Origin of the sequence: Nocardia acididurans (assembly GCF_016741815.1) — a bacterium.
GTDB lineage: Bacteria > Actinomycetota > Actinomycetes > Mycobacteriales > Mycobacteriaceae > Nocardia > Nocardia acididurans.
The window spans coordinates 499,788-516,676 of record NZ_JAERRJ010000001.1; the positions used below are offsets into that span (position 1 = coordinate 499,788).

A 16,889-nucleotide genomic window follows, 5' to 3' on the forward strand; every position below is an offset into this window, starting at 1 on the left:
GAGTTACCCGCCCTGCCACCACTCCAGCAGCGCCGCTTCGGCTTCGTCGCGCGACATCGGGCCGCGATCCAGGCGCAGTTCCTTCAGGTACTTCCACGCCTTGCCGACATCCGGACCCGGTTGCAGGCCCAGCAGTTCCATGATCGCGTTGCCGTCCAGATCCGGGCGGACCCGGTCCAGATCCTCCTGCTCCTGCAGGCGGGCGATGCGCACCTCGAGGTCGTCGTAGGTGGCGCGCAGGGTGGCGGCGCGGCGCTTGTTGCGGGTCGTGCAGTCGGCGCGCACCAGTTTGTGCAGGCGGGGGAGCAGGTCACCGGCGTCGGTGACGTAGCGGCGCACCGCGGAATCGGTCCACTGGCCCTTGCCGTAGCCGTGGAAACGCAGGTGCAGGTAGACGAGCTTGGCCACGTCCTCGGTGAACTGCTTCGGATACTTCAAGGCGCGCATGCGCTTTCGCACCATCTTCGCGCCCACCACCTCGTGATGGTGGAAGCTGACGCCGCCGCCGGGCTCGTTGCGCTTGGTGGGCGGCTTGCCGATGTCGTGCAGCAGGGCGGCCCAGCGCAGCACCAGATCCGCGTCGTCCTCCTCCTGGTCGATGGCCTGGCGCAGCACGGTCAGCGAATGCTGGTAGACGTCCTTGTGCTGGTGGTGCTCGTCGATCTCCAGCTGCATGGCGGGGATCTCCGGCATGACGCGTTCGGCCAGACCGGTTTCCACCATGACGTCGATGCCCTCGGTGGGGTACTCGCCGCCGATCAGCTTGTCGAGTTCCACGTGCACGCGTTCGGCGGTGATGCGGTCGATCTCCCCGGCCATGCCGATGATGGCGTCACGCACGCGCGGGGCCAGGGTGAAACCGAGCTGCGAGACGAAGCGCGCGCCGCGCAGCATGCGCAGCGGGTCGTCACGGAAGGAGTCCTCGGGCAGGGCGGGCGTGTCGAGGACGCCCTCGAGCAGGGCCTCCATCCCGTCCAGGGGGTCCACGAATTCGAGTTCGCCGAGCGGGCCGATGCGGACGGCCATGGCGTTCACCGTGAAATCGCGGCGCACCAGGTCGGCTTCCAGGGTGTCGCCGAAAGTGACCTCGGGATTGCGTGACACCCGGTCGTAGTTGTCGCTGCGGAAGGTCGTGATCTCCAGCTGCTGACCCGATTTCGAGGCGCTGACCGTGCCGAACGCGAGACCGCCCGTATCCCACAGCTTGTCGGCCCAGCCGCGCATCAACTCCTGCACGACCTCGGGGCGGGCATCGGTGGTGAAGTCCAGATCGGTGCCCAACCGGCCCAGCACCGCGTCGCGCACGGTGCCGCCCACCAGATACAGCTGATGGCCGTGAGCTGCGAACAACTCACCGAGCGGAGTCAGGACATCGTCGAGCCGACCTATCGTGATCGCCGCCGCGGCCAGCAATCGGGTACGACGGTCCTCGTTTGCTTCCTCGAACTTCGGCGAAACCACGAATACCGAGCTTAGTGGAGCCTCGCCGCGACACGGTCACCTGGGAGAGCGGGCAAGGTCACCTCGGTAAAGGGGCGTGACCGACCTTCACCGTTAGACTGACCCAGTGTCCCCGGCCGATCGCGCGAACAGTCGACGCCGCCAGCCCCGGCGCCGTGGTTCGGCCGGTAGTGCGGCGAAAACCACCGGTGCAGCCGGTGCGGCGGCGAAACCCCGTATGCGCACCGTGCGGGAGACGTCCGCGGGCGGGCTGGTCGTCGACGGTCTGGACGGGCCGCGCGAGCAGCGGGCCGCCGCCCTCATCGGGCGCACCGACCGGCGCGGCAGACTCCTCTGGTCCCTGCCCAAGGGACATATAGAAGAAGGGGAGACCGCCGAGCAGACCGCCATCCGCGAGGTCGCCGAGGAGACCGGCATCAACGGCACCGTGGTCGCCGAACTGGGCAGCATCGACTACTGGTTCGTCACCGAGGGCCGGCGGGTACACAAAACCGTGCACCACTATCTGATGCGGTCCATCGGCGGTGAACTCTCCGATGCCGACGTGGAGGTCACCAAGGTGGCCTGGGTTCCCTTGAGCGAACTCGACTCCCGCCTCGCCTACGCGGACGAACGCCGACTGGCCGAGGTCGCGAACCGGCTGATCGACCGGATGGAGAACGGCAGACAATGACGCGTGCGGGGTCTGAGCGTTCTCGGAAAGACACCGTGGCGGCACCTACGACTACACAGCGGACGCTGCAACGCTGGCTGCTGTCCCTGTTCGCGGTGCTGCTGACCGTCCTGCCGGCCTGCCCGCCCTTCGCGGCGGCCGAACCCACCGGCAACGGCTCCTCCGGACCCAAATTCCTGAAACTGTCGCTGGATTCGGTGACGCCCACCGCCATCGTCGCCACGAGCGACCCGTACTTCGTGGTCTCCGGCACCATCACCAATATCGGCGACCGCGTGGTCGACGACGTGGCCGTGCGCATCCAGCGCGCCGCCGCCGTCACCGAACCCAGCGGGGTGCGCTCGGCGCTGCGGCTCGACCAGATCAACTACGACGTGAACGGCGAATTCCAGGACATCGCCGAACGCATGCAGCCGGGACAGCGAAAACAGTTCAGCCTCACCGTCGCCCTGCACTCCGTGCCCGAATTGCCCAGCGGCGTCTCGGCCGTCGACATCGAGACCCCGGGCGTGTACCCGCTGCTGCTCAATGTCAACGGGCAGCCCGCCTACGGCAGCCAGGCGCGACTCGACGACGCCCGCTTCCTGCTCCCGGTGCTGGCCGTACCGCCCGCCGACCCGAAAAAGCCCGCCGCGCCGCCGGTTTCGCCCGCACCCGCCGCGCCCGTCGCCACCACCATGCTGTGGCCGCTGGCCGACCGGCCCCGCCTGGTCGCCGGACGGCCCGGGTCACCCGACGGCGAAGCCCTGCTCACCGACGACGACCTGGCCGCCTCGCTCACCACCGGCGGCCGCCTGGACCAGCTGCTGTCCGCACTGGAGACCGCGATCAAACCCGAGACCGGCAGCGACCGCGCCCTGTCGAGCGCGCTCTGCCTGGCCGTCGACCCGGACCTGCTCATCACGGTGTCCGACATGATCCACGGCTACCGGGTGCTCGCCAGCCCCTCGGACCCGGACGGCTCCACCCGCGCGGGCACCGGATCCGACGCCGCCCAGGCCTGGCTCGACCGGCTGCGCGCCGTCGCACCCGGAATGTGTGTGGTGGCACTGCCTTTCGCGCAGGTCGATCCGGTCGCGCTGGCCGCGGTCGGGGACACCACCCTCGCCGACCGCGCGCTCAACGCGCCCGCCGACCTGATCGACTCGGTGCTGTCGGTGAAATCGGTGCGCGGCGTCAGCCTGCCCGACGCGGGCACCATCGACACCGAGGCCGGGGCGCTGCTCGCCCAGCACGGCTTCACCACCGCCGTGCTCGCCGACAACGCGATCACCCCCGCCGTCGAGACCTCCAACGTCACCGGCACCCGAACCGGCAGCGAGGCAGGCGAAACTGACAACCCGGATATGGTGCGGCTGGACGGCATCACCGGGCCCGTCGCCGGCGCCGGCGACACCGCGGCACCGCCCACCGGACCGGAACTGCGGGCCGCTACCTACGACATCTGGTCGGCCACCGCGCTCGCCGCCGTCGGATCGCATCCGCCCACACCGCCTTTCACGCCCGAATCGGTGCGCTACGACGTCACCAACGACTCCCGCGCCGCCCGCCTGCAGGACGCGCTCGGCGCGCTCACCTGGAGCGCGCTGAATCCGCAACCCGGCAAACCCCGTTCGGCGCTGTTCATGCCGCCGCAGAACTGGGGCGCCAACCGCGACGAGGCCACCGCCCTGCTCGGCCAGCTCGACCTGCTGTTCCGCAACAACCTCGCCATCCCGCGCTCCTTCGCCGACCTGCTGGCCGAACCCACCGACCCGCAGCCCTACGAACTCGACTACCTGGCCCAGGCCGCCGAGGAGGCCGTCCCCGCGCACTTCGCCGAACCCGTACGGCAGCAGGCACATCGGATCACCGAGCTGATGAACGCGCTCGTCGAGATCCCGCAGCAGGAACTCAGCCCGCGCGCCTTCCTCACCCCGCTGCGCGACGACCTGATCCGCACCCTCACGCTGTCGGATCGGCGGGCGAGCAACGCGCAGGCCGACACCGCCGCGCAACGCCGCCTCGATCAGACCACCCGCACCCTCGACCGGCTCTTCGGATCGGTCACCGTGCTGCCGCCCGGCGGCGTGTACACCCTTGCCTCCGAACAGAGTCCGCTGCTGCTGGTCGCCCGCAACGACATGCCGGTGGCCATCCGCGTCCGCTTCCGCATCGACGCGCCCGCCGAGACGAACATCACCGATATCGGCGAACAGGTGCTGCCCGCCAAGGGCACCCGGTCCTTCCAGATCCCGACCGAGGTGTCCGACAGCCGGAACCTGGTGATCCCCATCGCCCTTACCACACCCGACGGCGTCCCGCTCGGTGATGCCGTTTCGGTACAGGTGCGGTCCAACGCCTACGGTCGAGTGTTGGCAATAATTACCGCGTGCGCTGGAGCGCTACTGCTCCTGCTGGCCGGACGCCGACTGTGGCACCGCTTCCGCGGACAGTCCGATCCGGCCGACGAGGGGTTCGATCCGGGGACACAACGCAGGGTCAAACGCTACCGGCGCGCGCGGAAGCAGGAGTTGCGACGACAGGAGACGCGGTGAGCGAGTACAGCGGGCCGCGCCCCGGCCGACCGGAGGGCGGGGCGGGCCGCCCCGAGGGTGGACCCGAGGGGCCCGGTCCGAATGCGCGCCGCGCACCCTCCGCGCCCTGGGAACGCGGGGTGCCGCCGCGACCACGCGGACCCCAGCCCGGTGCGCGCGGACCGCAGCCGGGACCGCAGGGACCGCGCGGCGGCGGTGTGCCGCCCGGCGGCGGTGTGCCGCCCGGCGCACCCGCGAATCCCCGGAATCCGCAAGGGGTTCCCGGACGACCGCAATCGGGTCAACCGTCCGGTCCGTCATCCATGCCGCCCCGGCGACCCGCCGGACCACCCGCGAATCCCGCCGGACCCGAATCCGGTCCGATGATGCGCCGCCCCGGGCCACCACAGACCGGTCAGCCCCAGCAACCCCGGCGACCCGTCAGCGGCGACGCCGGCGACCCCGAGCGCTACCACTGGGGACACCCCGGCGGCAGCGGCAACCGCCCCGACGGACCCGCACCCCGGCCCACCCCGACCGGCGGCCAGCGCTACAACACACCGCCGTTCTCCAACCCCCGGGCCGGTGGCCCGGCCTCGGCGCCGGTGCGACAGGCCCAGCCGCTACCCCGGAAACTGCCCAGCACCGCCGAACACGCCGCGGTCGCCACAGCCAAACCCGAGAGCGCCAACGCCCGCCTCGTCCGCGACTCCGGCTCCATCGCCATCGCCACCCTCATGAGCCGCATCACCGGCTTCGGCAAACAGCTCATGCTGCTCACCGTGCTCGGCCCGGCCATCGCCTCGGCCTTCACCGTCGCCAGCACGCTGCCCGCCATGATCTCCGAACTCCTGCTCGGCGCGGTGCTCACCGCCATCGTGGTGCCCACCCTCGTGCGCGCGGAGAAAGAGGATGCCGACGGCGGCGCGGCCTTCGTCCGGCGACTGTGCACCGCCGCGTTCACCGTCCTCGGCATCGGCACGGTCATGGCACTCGTGGCCGCGCCCGTGCTCACCTCACTGCTCATCGACGACGACGGGCAGGTGAGCTCACCGCTCACCACGGCACTGTCGTACCTGCTGCTGCCCGCCATCCTGCTGTACGGCATGTCGGCGCTGCTCATGGCGATCCTCAATACCCACCAGGTGTTCAAACCCGGCGCCTGGGCGCCGGTGCTGAACAACCTCGTGGTGCTGGTTGTGCTGTTCCTCTACTGGCTGCTGCCCGGTGAGATCAGCCTCGACCCGGTGCAGATGGGCGAGCCGAAACTGCTGCTGCTCGGCATCGGCGTCACCTGCGGCGTGATCGTGCAGGTCGTCAGCCTGCTGCCCGCCATCCGGCGCGAAGGCATCGACCTGCGGCCGCTGTGGGGACTCGACGCGCGGCTCAAACAGTTCGCGGGCATGGGCGCGGCCATCATCCTGTACGTGCTCATCAGCCAGGTCGGCTGGATGGTCGCCACCAACATCTCCTCCGGCGTCGACGTCGCCGGCCCGGCCATCTACCAATTCGCCTGGCTGCTGCTGCAATTGCCGTACGGCGTGCTCGGCGTGACCCTGCTGACGGCCATCATGCCGCGGCTCTCGCGCAATGCCGCCGCCGACGACACACCGGCCGTGGTCGACGATCTCGGCACCGCCACACGACTCACCATGATCGCGCTGGTGCCCATCGTCATGTTCCTGACGCTGGCCGGACCGCAGATCGGCTCCGCACTGCTGTCCTACGGACGCTTCGGCGCGGAGGACGCGCACCGGCTCGGCGAGGCCGTGTCCTGGTCCGCGTTCACGCTGATCCCGTACTCGCTGGTCCTGATTCACCTGCGCGTGTTCTACGCCCGCGAGCAGGCGTGGACGCCGACCTGGATCATCCTCGGCATCACCGGCGTGAAAATCGTGCTGTCCCTGCTGACTCCGCACCTGTTCGCCGACGACATGGTGGTCGTCGCGCTCGGCGCGGCCAACGGGCTCGGCTTCGTGGCGGGCGCGGTGATCGGCGGCTGGCTGCTGCACCGCAGCCTCGGCGATCTGCGCATGACCAATGTCGGGCGGACGATCTCGCGCGTCGCCCTGGCCTCGGTCGCCGGCGGCGCGGTCATGCTGATCGTGGACAAGGTGCTCGGATTGCACCGGCTCACCGACTCTTTCGGCGGCATCGGCTCCATCGTGCGGGTGGGCCTCACCGCCGTCGTCATGTTCGGGGTGGCCTTCGCGCTCATGCGCCTCGCCGGTATTCCGGAGATCGTGGCCATCACCGTCGCCCTCTCGCGCAAGCTCGGCATCACGCCGCCCGCACCGGATCTCGACCTCGACGGCGTTCCCGCCGAAGAGCTGCACGAGACCACGCTGCTGCCGCGGCCGGACATGCGGGCCGCACCGTACTACTACCGCTTCGATCCGTACATGGACGCGCAGACCATGGTGCTGCCCGCCATTCGACCCGATGCGGTTGACATCACCGGAACAGGCGAGTTCCCGTACCCTGTTCGGCAGAGAAGCGCAAGCGCGGAATCCGGCGTGCCCGGGGACGCGGGCGCTCGCGTTCGCACCACATCGGACGCCGGGGAACCGGGCCCGATACATCGGTCCTCGACACACCAGGGCGAAGGAGGAACCAGGGTGAGCGACGACGCGGCGGGCGGCGTCCCGTCCGCCGACTCTTCCGTGTCCGCGGGCGGCGGACTCTCCACGGATGTCCCCCCGACTCCGGACGAGAAGAGCGGAAAAGCAGGCGGCACGGCCGAATCGGCACCACGCCCGGCACCGGGCGGCGACGACGCGGAACCGGAGAACCTACCGGAAGACGAGGCCGCTGGCCCCGAAACCGGTGTGTACGAAGCCGTTTCACCGCAGATGCCACCCATGGGCATGAGCTCGGCCACCACCAAGCGCGTGCAGCGCGGACCCAAGCTGATCCCCGGCGCGTCCGTGGCGGGTGGCCGCTATCGGCTGCTCGCCGGGCACGGCGGCGCGCGCGGGCTGCGGTTCTGGCAGGCCCTGGATGTGAAACTCGACCGCGAGGTCGCTCTCACCTTCGTCGACGCCGATCAGAAGGACGCCGACAACTCCGGACACGACGGCCCACAGGCCATCCTGTCCCGCACCCTGCGCCTGGGCCGCATCAACTCACCGGGCCTGGCCCGCGTGCTCGACGTGGTGCGCGGATCCTCCGGCGGCATCGTGGTCGCGGAATGGACGCCCGGCCGCTCGCTCAAGGAGATGGCCGAGACCGTCCCGTCGCCCATCGGCGCGGCGCGGGCCATCCGGGCACTCGCGGCGGCGGCCGAAATGGCGCACCGCGGCGGCGGTTCGCTGTCCATCGACCATCCCGACCGGGTGCGCATCAGCGCCACCGGTGACGCGGTGCTGGCCTTCCCGGGCACGCTGTCCGACTCCGACGCGCAATCGGACGTGCGCGGGCTCGGCGCCATGCTCTACGCGCTCATCACCGACCACTGGCCGATCCGCTCCGGTGGCGTCACCGGCAGCGCGGCCACCGTCGGCGGACTGCCGCTGGCCGATTTCGGGCCGGACGGCACGCCGATCGAACCCCGGCAGATCCGGCCGGAGGTGCCCTTCGAGATCTCCGCGGTCGCGGTGCGGTCGCTGGAGTCCAACAAGGGCGTGCGCACCGCGGCGACCGTCCAGCATGTGCTGGAACAGGCATCGGTGGTCGACCAGAAGACCGATTTCATTCCGGTGCTGCGCCTGGGCCAGCGGCCCCCGAGCGCGCCGGACGAAACCCTCGCGGATCCGGAACTGCTCGCGGCCGAAAAGGAACGCTCGCAGCGGATGATGTGGATCCTGGTCGGTCTGGGCGTGCTCGCGGCGCTCGTCGTCGGCGTGATCATCTGGTGGCTGCTCAGCGTCTTCGCGCCCGGCAGCTCCGAGGCGCCGCTCAACGAACAGCGCAATATCGGGCTCACCACCTCGCAGACCGTGCCCGCCGAACCCGGTGCGCCCGAACCGGCTCCGGCGCCCACCACCGCGGGCGGCGTGCCGCTCCCGGTGACCGGGGCGTCGGTGTACTCGCCGGAGGGCACGCCGGACGGCGTCGGTCAGATCGGGGCGGTGCTGGACAACAACCCGGCCACCGTCTGGCGCACCGACCAGTACTTCCAGCAGTTCCCGGCACTGAAGAAGGGCGTGGGCGTGCTGGCCACGCTGGGCAGCCCCAGCAAGGTCAACAAGGTGATCATCGAATCGCCCTCCGCCGGAACACAGGTCGAGATCCGCACCTCACCGACCGCCTCGCCGACCCTCGACCAGACCCAGCTGGTCGGGTCGGCGACCCTGAACGACGGCATCACCGAGATCTCGGTGCGGGCCGACCAGCCCGCCCGCTACGTCCTGGTCTGGATCACCGGACTGGGCAACAACGGGGGTCAGTTCCAGTCGGCCATCGCCGAACTGCGCTTCGAGGCCGCGCCCTAGCAACCGCCGCCGGTGCGACGTATGCCCGGTTCGATCGGTTCCCTCGAATCGCGAACTGCGGCTTGCACTTTCTGTGTCACACGTTGCTGCCCGATCCTCGGCCCCGTTATGATCTTGCGGACTCCCGGGCAGGGAGACTCCCCGATTCGGCCGATCCAGGGGTAGCACATTTTGTCTTCTGCGAACGAACATGGGGGAGCACCAGCGCAATTCGCGCAACCCAGGAGCACGCGCACCCTCCCGCCGGTACCCGAGCCCTCCGACCGCGATCTGCTCGCCGCCCACGTGAACGGCGAACGGCACGCCTTCGCCGAACTCTTACGCCGGCACCGGGATCACCTGTGGCAGACCGCCGTTCGCGCCTCCTACAGCACCGAGGACGCCGCCGACTCACTGCAGGACGCCCTGCTCAGCGCCCACCGCGGCGCGGCCTCCTTCCGCGGCGACTCCGAGGTCCGCAGCTGGCTGCACCGCATCGTGATCAACGCCTGCCTGGACCGGATCCGCCGCAACAAACTCCGCCAGGCGGTACCGTTGTCCGACGAATCGGTGGCCGAACCCGTCTACGCCCGAGACGAATTCGCGGAACTCGAAACCACGCTCGTCGTCGACGCCGCACTCTTCACCCTCCCCGCCGACCAGCGCACCGCCCTCGTCGCCGTCGAAATGGAAGGCTATTCCGTCGCCGACGCCGCCGCCCTGCTCGGCGTCCCCGAAGGCACCGTGAAGAGCCGCTGCGCCCGCGGGCGGCGCAAGTTGCTCGAACACTTGAAGAAACCACACCCGTAAGCCCAGAGTTGACGAGTGGAGGGACGATGAACGACACAGGAGGACCGATGGCCGCAGGGACACTGCCCCGCCCGCCGTTCTCCGTCGAGCTGCTCGCCGACCTGCACGCCGGAAACCTCCCGGCACAGCAGGCCGCACAGCTGTGGCCCGAGGTCCGCCGCGACCCCGACGCCATGCGCTACCTCGACTCCCTCGACGAGATGAACACCCGGCTACGCGACCTCGCCCACGACGACCACATCGTGCACGCCATGCCCGACGACGTGTTCGCCCGGCTCGAAGGCTTCCTCGACGCCCTCGTCAGCAGCGCCGAGGACGACTCCACCGAACGCGTCGGCCCCCGCGCCACCCCGCCCGCCACCCGGGCACTCACCACCACCGACCCGAACGAGGTCACCCACCGCATCCCGCCCGGCGACGTCGAAGCCACCGACCGCGTCGACCCCGGCGCCCACGCCCGCCGCATGGCCACCGTGCACCAGCTGCGCACCCGCGACCAGGCCGCCCAGCACGGGCCGGCCGCCACCGCACCCATGCCGGCGCTGCGACCGTCCATCTTCGACACCGGCCGCCTCGACCCCCGCGACATCGCCGGCCCCGAACCCGAGATCGACGACGAACCCACCCCGCCGCGGCCGATGGAACGCATGTCGAACCGCATGCGCTGGCTCACCGCCGCCGCGGCCACCGTCGCCGTCCTGGCCGGTGGCGTGGTCGCCGTCGACGCCGTCCGCGGGCGCACGGTGTCACCGGAGGGCAAGCCCGTCGCCGCGATCCCGCTCGACGCCTCCATGCCGTCCTCGGTGATCCTCGGGGCCATGGGCAAACACGAGATCAGCGGGCCGCTGGCCAAGGGCGACGCCCTCATCGGCTGCCTCACGGCCGCCGGGCTCAACCGCACCCAGCTCGGCGCGCGCAGCGTCACCTTCAACGGCCAGGAGGCCGTGCTCGTCCTGCTGCCCGGGGCCACACCGCCCGGCATCACCGCCGTCGTCCTCGGCAACGCCTGCACTCCGGACAACCCGCAGGTACTCGCCACCGTCGACATACAGTGACGCAGACGACAACCCGGACAGCAGCGGTACAGCCCACGAAGGCCGGGGAATGACAGCGTTTACGCTGTGGTTGACCGACATGCTCGTTTCACAACTGCCTCGGAGGGCCCATTGAGTACGCCTCGCGACCTGATCATCGTCGGTTCCGGTCCGGCCGGCTACACGGCTGCCGTCTACGCCGCCCGCGCGGAACTGCAGCCGCTGCTCTTCGAAGGCACCCAGTTCGGCGGCGCCCTCATGACCACCACCGAGGTCGAGAACTTCCCCGGCTTCCGCGAGGGCATCATGGGCCCCGACCTCATGGAGGAGATGCGCGAGCAGGCCAAGCGGTTCGGCACCGACATCCGCACCGAGGACGTCGAGGAACTCGACCTCACCGGAACCATCAAGAAGGTCACCGTCGGCGGCGAGGTCTTCGAGGCCTACGCCGTGATCCTCGCCATGGGATCGGCCGCCCGCTACCTGAACGTGCCCGGTGAGCAGAACTTCCTCGGCCGCGGCGTCAGCGCCTGCGCCACCTGCGACGGCTTCTTCTTCAAGGGCCAGGACATCGTCGTGGTCGGCGGCGGCGACTCCGCCATGGAGGAGGCCACCTTCCTCACCAAGTTCGCGTCCTCGGTCACCATCGTGCACCGCCGCGAGGAGTTCCGCGCCTCCCGCATCATGCTCGAGCGCGCCAAGAACAACGACAAGATCCGATTCGTCCTGAACTCGGAAGTCGTTGAGGTACACGGGGATACGGCCGTCACCAGCCTCACCCTGCGCGACACCCGCACCGGCGAGACCTCCGAACTCGCCGCCACCGGACTGTTCGTCGCCATCGGCCACGACCCGCGCAGCGAACTCGTGCGCGGCCAGGTGGAACTCGACGGCGAAGGCTACGTGCGCGTCGAAGGCCAGTCCACCTACACCTCGCTGCCCGGCGTCTTCGCCGCGGGCGACCTCGTCGACCACACCTACCGGCAGGCCATCACCGCCGCCGGCACCGGCTGCCGCGCCGCCATCGACGCCGAACGCTGGCTCGCCGAGCAGGGCGACATCACCACGAACACTCTCGAACACGCCGGTCAGCCGGTGGAAGTTGCCAACTGAGTAGGAGCACGACCATGACAGACGCCAAGACCTCCGCCTTGAAGACCGTCACCGACGCCAGCTTCGCGGACGACGTCCTCGTCGCCTCGGGTGACAAGCCCGTACTGGTCGACTTCTGGGCAGCCTGGTGCGGTCCGTGCAAGATGGTCGCCCCCGTGCTGGAGGAGATCGCGGCCACCAACGGCGACAAGATCACCATCGCCAAGGTGGACGCCGACGCCAATCCGGAGACCTCGAAGACGTACGGCATCCTGTCGTTGCCTACCATGGTCCTGTTCCAAGGGGGCAAGGAAACCAAGCGGATCGTCGGCGCAAAGGGTAAAGCGGCCCTCTTGCGCGAACTGCAAGAAGTTCTTTAACGACTCGCCGTAGGATGCCTGCACTCGACAGTTGCCGAAATTCGGTCCGGGTCTGAAACAATCAGCTCACGCCCCGGTCGCGCGTGTGTGAACACACGCGCGAATGGGTACCCGGGTTGGCGGAAGGAAAGGGCTCTCACGCATGCACCGACTTCGTCACGGCGATACAGGACCAGCCGTAGCAGAGGTTCGGAGCACCCTCGCATCCCTCGGATTCCTGCACATGCACCCCAATACCGAACCCGGTAGCAACGGGGAGTACTGGAAGGACTCCGACGCCACCTTCGACCACGACCTCGACTCCGCGGTGCGCGCCTTCCAGCAGCACCGCGGACTCCTGGTCGACGGCGTCGTCGGACCGGCCACCTACCGGGCGCTCAAAGAGGCTTCCTACCGACTCGGCGCACGAACCCTCATCTACCAGCTGTCCGCACCGCTGTACGGCGACGACGTCGCCACCCTGCAGCGGCGACTGCAGGACCTGGGCTTCTACGTCCACCGCGTGGACGGCTACTTCGGGCCGCACACCCACGACGCGCTGACCTCGTTCCAGCGTGAGATCGGACTCTCCTCCGACGGCATCTGCGGACCCGACACCCTGCGCTCGCTCGACCTGCTCGGCGCGCGCGTCACCGGCGGCAACCCGCACCGCATCGCCGAGGAAGAAGTCGTGCACCGCGCCGGGCCACAGCTCACCGGCAAGCGCATCGTCATCGACCCGGGCCTGGGCGGGCCGGACAAGGGCGCGCCCGTACCCACCGAATTCGGTGACGTGTACGAATCCGAGATCCTCTGGGACCTCGCCAGCCGGCTCGAAGGACGCATGGCCGCAACGGGAATGGAAACATTCCTGTCCCGGCCGTGGGGAGCCAACCCGTCGGACGCCGAACGCGCGGAAACCTCCAACACCTTCGACGCCGACCTCATGATCTCGCTGCGCTGCGCGGCCAATCCGAGCGAATCCGCCAGCGGCGTAGCCAGTTTCCACTTCGGCAACTCGCACGGCTCCACCTCCATGATCGGACAGGTGCTGGCCGGATTCATCCAGCGCGAGATCGTCGCGCGCACTTCGCTGCAGGACTGCCGCACGCACGCCCGCACCTGGGATCTGCTGCGGCTCACCAAGATGCCGACCGTCCAGGTCGACATCGGTTACCTCACAAGCGATTACGACGCCTCCGTGCTCACCAACCCGCGCATGCGCGATGTGATCGCCGAAGCGATCCTCATCTCCGTCAAGCGGCTCTACCTGCTCGGCCAGGACGATCAGCCCACGGGCACATACACTTTCGCCGAACTGCTGGCGGAAGAACTGGCCGCGGCCGACCGCATCTAGGTCCGCGAGAACTCGAAAGGCCCTGTCCGATGGACAGGGCCTTTCTGTTCTGCCTACCCGCTCAGAGCGTCAGCACGCGACCCGGGGCGGTCATGGACGCGGCGGCGAGCAGCTGATCCAGCGCGCGCTCCACATCCTCCTTCCACAGGTGCTCGTGATCGAGCTCCAACCGCAGCCGCGGGAAACGATGATGCGCGGCAACAACTTTGAAGCCGACCTCCTCCAGGAAGTCCGCATCGATCATGCAGTTCTCCGGCGTGCAGCCCACCGCCGCCGACCCGCCGCCCGGATTCCGCTGCGGCGTCGGCGCGATCCGCTCCAACAGCATCATCGAACTGAAACCACGATCGGCCATCGCCGTGGTCGGCGGATCCCAGCGCAATCCGAACGCCTCGATAGCCCGGACACCACGCCGCATCAGATCGGCCACCACGGCCTGAATCAGCTGATGGGCTACATCGTTACCGTCATACGGGAATTCGGACCGCAGCGTGGTCAGCAGGACCGCGTCCGGGGACACGGGGGAGGTGGGGAACAGTCCCGCCCGCGGCACCACATTCGGCGGCGCGTACAGCGCACACCCCGCCGCCTGGCCCTCGACGAGCGCCACCTGCCCGCACGAACCCCATTCGAGCATGACGGTGGAGAGCCAGGCCTCCTTCTCGAAGACCGGGTCACTGAATTCGCGGGAATCCGCCGCCACCGCCGGATCGATCTCCCAGAACACACACCGCCTGGCATGTGCCGGTAGTTTGTCGAGTCCGCCGAGGGTCAGTGCGGTAACGCTGGTAGACACCGCTCTGCTCAGCCTCCAGCCGTCCGATTCATCCACACTCACGCCGCATCATCTGCTCGCCCGCAAGGATAAGCGATCAAAGCTATACGCCTCTTCCATGATCTCAGGGACCCGGGCCCGGCAGCTCACAGGGGGCTGAGAGGTTCCGGAGAAAACTGGCCCGTCACAGTGACGTTTCATCCCGGACCCCCGGGGTGGGGTCGAATCAGAGCTTCGATTGCTCCATCAGGCTCACAATTCGTTCGAGATCATCGATCGAGCCGAACTCGACAGTGATCTTGCCCTTGCGCTTGCCGAGACTCACCGTGACGCGAGTGTCGAACGACTCCGACAGCCGCTCGGCCACATCCTGCAGACCCGGCATCTGAATCGGCTTGCGCTTCGGGGCCGGGGGAGGGGTCGCCGCATCCGGATTCCGATTCGCCAGTGTGACGGCTTCCTCGGTGGCGCGCACCGACATTCCCTCCGCCACGATGCGCGCGGCAAGAGCCTCCTGTGCCTCGGCTCCCGCCTCCAGCGCCAGCACCGCACGAGCATGTCCGGCGGAGAGCACTCCGGCGGCCACCCGGCGCTGCACGGGGATCGGAAGTTTCAGCAGGCGAAGCATATTCGTTACGACCGGACGGGAGCGGCCGATTCGCGAAGCCAGTTCCTCGTGGGTGACATCGAACTCCTCGAGCAGCTGCGCGTAGGCCGCCGCCTCCTCGAGCGGGTTCAACTGCACGCGATGGATGTTCTCCAGCAACGCATCCCGGAGCATCGAGGTGTCGGCCGTCTCGCGCACGATCGCGGGAATCGCGTCGAGGCCCGCCTCCTGCGAAGCGCGCCACCGCCGCTCGCCCATGATGAGCTGATAGCGCGGCGCGGGCTCGGACTCGACCTGGCGCACCACGATCGGCTGCATGAGGCCGAACTCTTTGATGGAGTGCACCAGTTCGGCGAGCGCCTCTTCTTCGAAGACCTGGCGCGGCTGCTTGGGATTCGGCTCGATCTGCTCCGGCGGGATCTCCCGGTACACCGCACCGGCATCCACCCCGTCCTCCGGATCGGGGACCCGGTGCAGATAGGCCGACGCCGGCTGCGGGCCGATCGGATCCAGACCGATGACGACATTCGCGGCCGCGCTGCCGAGCCCCGGCGTGGCCCCACCGAGCCCCGGTGTGGCCGCCGGCCCGGTCGGGATCAGTGCGGCGAGACCGCGTCCCAGTCCACCCTTCTTCGCCTGACTCATCGGCCTACGACCCCTCTCGTTGTTCACCACACCGGACTCCACTGCACACCGGACTTGAAAATTCGCTATTCGGATTCTGCGTCGGGAACGGCTCCCGACCCGGCAGGACGCGCCGCCGCGCGCGCCGCCATTTCCCGGCCCGCGTCGAGATAGCTCATCGCGCCACGGGAACCCGGATCGTAATCGAGGACCGTCATGCCGTAGCCGGGCGCCTCGGAAACCTTCACGCTGCGGGGGATCACGGACCGGAGCACCGCCTCACCGAAGTGACCGCGCACCTCCTCGGCGACCTGATCCGCCAACTTGGTGCGGCCGTCGTACATGGTGAGAACGACAGTGGAGACATGCAATTCGGGATTCAGATGCGACTGCACCAGACCGATATTGCGGAGCAGCTGACCCACGCCCTCCAGCGCGTAGTACTCGCACTGGATCGGGATGAGCACCTCCTTGGCTGCCACGAGCGCGTTGACCGTGAGCAGACCGAGCGACGGCGGGCAGTCGATCATGACGTAGTCGATGTCGTACCCGGCGAGGTTCGCCTCCTGGATGGCGGCCTTCAACCGGCCTTCGCGGGCGACCATCGAGACGAGTTCGATCTCCGCGCCCGCGAGGTCGATAGTGGCCGGGATGCACAGCAGGCGCTCGTTGTGCGGGCTCTGCTGAATCGCGTCCCGCACCGACACCTCGCCGATGAGCAACTCGTAGGAGGAGGGGATCCCCGAGTGGTGCTCGATGCCGAGCGCGGTGCTGGCATTGCCCTGCGGATCGAGATCGATGACGAGGACGCGCATTCCCTGGAGGGCGAGCGCGGCAGCCAGATTGACGGTCGTGGTGGTCTTACCTACGCCGCCCTTCTGGTTCGCGATGGTGATGATGCGCTGTTCCCGCGGGCGGGGGAGGCTCGCGGTGCTGCCCTGCAGCACCTGGCTGGCGCGCTGCGCCTCGGCCGCGATGGGCGTCTCGCTGGCGGAGATGTTCCCGAACGGGGTGCGGCTGAACTCCTCTACATCGAAGGCGCCGCCATCGAGCATGCCGGGCACCCGGGACGTTGTTTCCCGTGAAACATTCGCCGGACGATTGGACATACAGGCTCCTAACCCCGAGAACTTCAAGACATGTGGTCGAGCGGATTACGGGCATCTGGC

Annotated in this window: 12 protein-coding genes; 8 read left to right on the forward strand and 4 right to left on the reverse strand. The window is 68.9% G+C overall.

The features are described from left to right. Window positions 1-3: 3 nt before the first annotated feature. Window positions 4-1,461: a CCA tRNA nucleotidyltransferase gene (locus tag JK358_RS02305; RefSeq protein WP_307817239.1), complete on the reverse strand. Its 1,458-nt coding sequence runs from the start codon at window positions 1,459-1,461 to the stop codon at window positions 4-6. A 106-nt stretch (window positions 1,462-1,567) separates the two neighbouring features. Between JK358_RS02305 and JK358_RS02310 the strand changes: the two genes are divergently transcribed. The 8 genes from JK358_RS02310 to JK358_RS02345 all read left to right on the forward strand — a co-directional run bounded on the left by JK358_RS02310 (window position 1,568) and on the right by JK358_RS02345 (window position 13,714). Beyond that, entirely contained in the window at window positions 1,568-2,134 is a 567-nt protein-coding gene (locus tag JK358_RS02310; protein WP_201942897.1) for an NUDIX hydrolase, read from the forward strand. Window positions 2,135-2,169: 35 nt separating this feature from the next. Next, window positions 2,170-4,671, forward strand: coding sequence for a DUF6049 family protein (locus JK358_RS02315; RefSeq protein ID WP_307817240.1), 2,502 nt, complete (start codon window positions 2,170-2,172; stop codon window positions 4,669-4,671). Between the two features lie 302 nt (window positions 4,672-4,973). After that, window positions 4,974-9,083 carry a murein biosynthesis integral membrane protein MurJ gene (gene murJ / locus JK358_RS02320; protein WP_372440607.1) on the forward strand — a complete coding sequence of 1,370 codons (4,110 nt, stop codon included), beginning with the start codon at window positions 4,974-4,976 and terminating at the stop codon, window positions 9,081-9,083. 270 nt (window positions 9,084-9,353) lie between these two features. Further along, window positions 9,354-9,872, forward strand: coding sequence for an RNA polymerase sigma factor SigM (sigM, locus tag JK358_RS02325; RefSeq protein ID WP_232850696.1), 519 nt, complete (start codon window positions 9,354-9,356; stop codon window positions 9,870-9,872). A gap of 47 nt (window positions 9,873-9,919) precedes the next feature. Next, complete coding sequence (locus JK358_RS39820) at window positions 9,920-10,927, forward strand: RsmA family anti-sigma factor (RefSeq protein ID WP_201942901.1); 1,008 nt, start codon at window positions 9,920-9,922, stop codon at window positions 10,925-10,927. 111 nt (window positions 10,928-11,038) lie between these two features. Beyond that, window positions 11,039-12,019 carry a thioredoxin-disulfide reductase gene (trxB, locus tag JK358_RS02335; RefSeq protein WP_201942905.1) on the forward strand — a complete coding sequence of 327 codons (981 nt, stop codon included), beginning with the start codon at window positions 11,039-11,041 and terminating at the stop codon, window positions 12,017-12,019. Between the two features lie 14 nt (window positions 12,020-12,033). Then, window positions 12,034-12,378: a thioredoxin gene (gene trxA / locus JK358_RS02340; protein WP_201942908.1), complete on the forward strand. Its 345-nt coding sequence runs from the start codon at window positions 12,034-12,036 to the stop codon at window positions 12,376-12,378. A gap of 142 nt (window positions 12,379-12,520) precedes the next feature. After that, complete coding sequence (locus tag JK358_RS02345; protein WP_201942911.1) at window positions 12,521-13,714, forward strand: N-acetylmuramoyl-L-alanine amidase; 1,194 nt, start codon at window positions 12,521-12,523, stop codon at window positions 13,712-13,714. Window positions 13,715-13,775: 61 nt separating this feature from the next. Here JK358_RS02345 and JK358_RS02350 read toward each other — a convergent pair whose 3' ends face one another. From JK358_RS02350 to JK358_RS02360, 3 genes are all read right to left on the reverse strand, one after another. Next, window positions 13,776-14,510: a GNAT family N-acetyltransferase gene (locus tag JK358_RS02350; RefSeq protein WP_201942914.1), complete on the reverse strand. Its 735-nt coding sequence runs from the start codon at window positions 14,508-14,510 to the stop codon at window positions 13,776-13,778. A 205-nt stretch (window positions 14,511-14,715) separates the two neighbouring features. Then, entirely contained in the window at window positions 14,716-15,741 is a 1,026-nt protein-coding gene (locus tag JK358_RS02355) for a ParB/RepB/Spo0J family partition protein (protein ID WP_201942917.1), read from the reverse strand. A 65-nt stretch (window positions 15,742-15,806) separates the two neighbouring features. Next, window positions 15,807-16,775 carry a ParA family protein gene (locus JK358_RS02360; protein ID WP_232850698.1) on the reverse strand — a complete coding sequence of 323 codons (969 nt, stop codon included), beginning with the start codon at window positions 16,773-16,775 and terminating at the stop codon, window positions 15,807-15,809. Window positions 16,776-16,889: the final 114 nt, after the last annotated feature.

Bases quoted from the DNA above. Each gene is read 5' to 3' on its own strand.
- JK358_RS02360 (WP_232850698.1), bottom strand. From the start codon at position 16,775: ATGCTCGATGGCGGCGCCTTCGATGTAGAGGAGTTCAGCCGCACCCCG.
- trxA (WP_201942908.1), top strand. From the start codon at position 12,034: ATGACAGACGCCAAGACCTCCGCCTTGAAGACCGTCACCGACGCCAGC.
- JK358_RS02355 (WP_201942917.1), bottom strand. From the start codon at position 15,741: ATGAGTCAGGCGAAGAAGGGTGGACTGGGACGCGGTCTCGCCGCACTG.
- murJ (WP_372440607.1), top strand. From the start codon at position 4,974: ATGCCGCCCCGGCGACCCGCCGGACCACCCGCGAATCCCGCCGGACCC.
- JK358_RS39820 (WP_201942901.1), top strand. From the start codon at position 9,920: ATGGCCGCAGGGACACTGCCCCGCCCGCCGTTCTCCGTCGAGCTGCTC.
- JK358_RS02345 (WP_201942911.1), top strand. From the start codon at position 12,521: ATGCACCGACTTCGTCACGGCGATACAGGACCAGCCGTAGCAGAGGTT.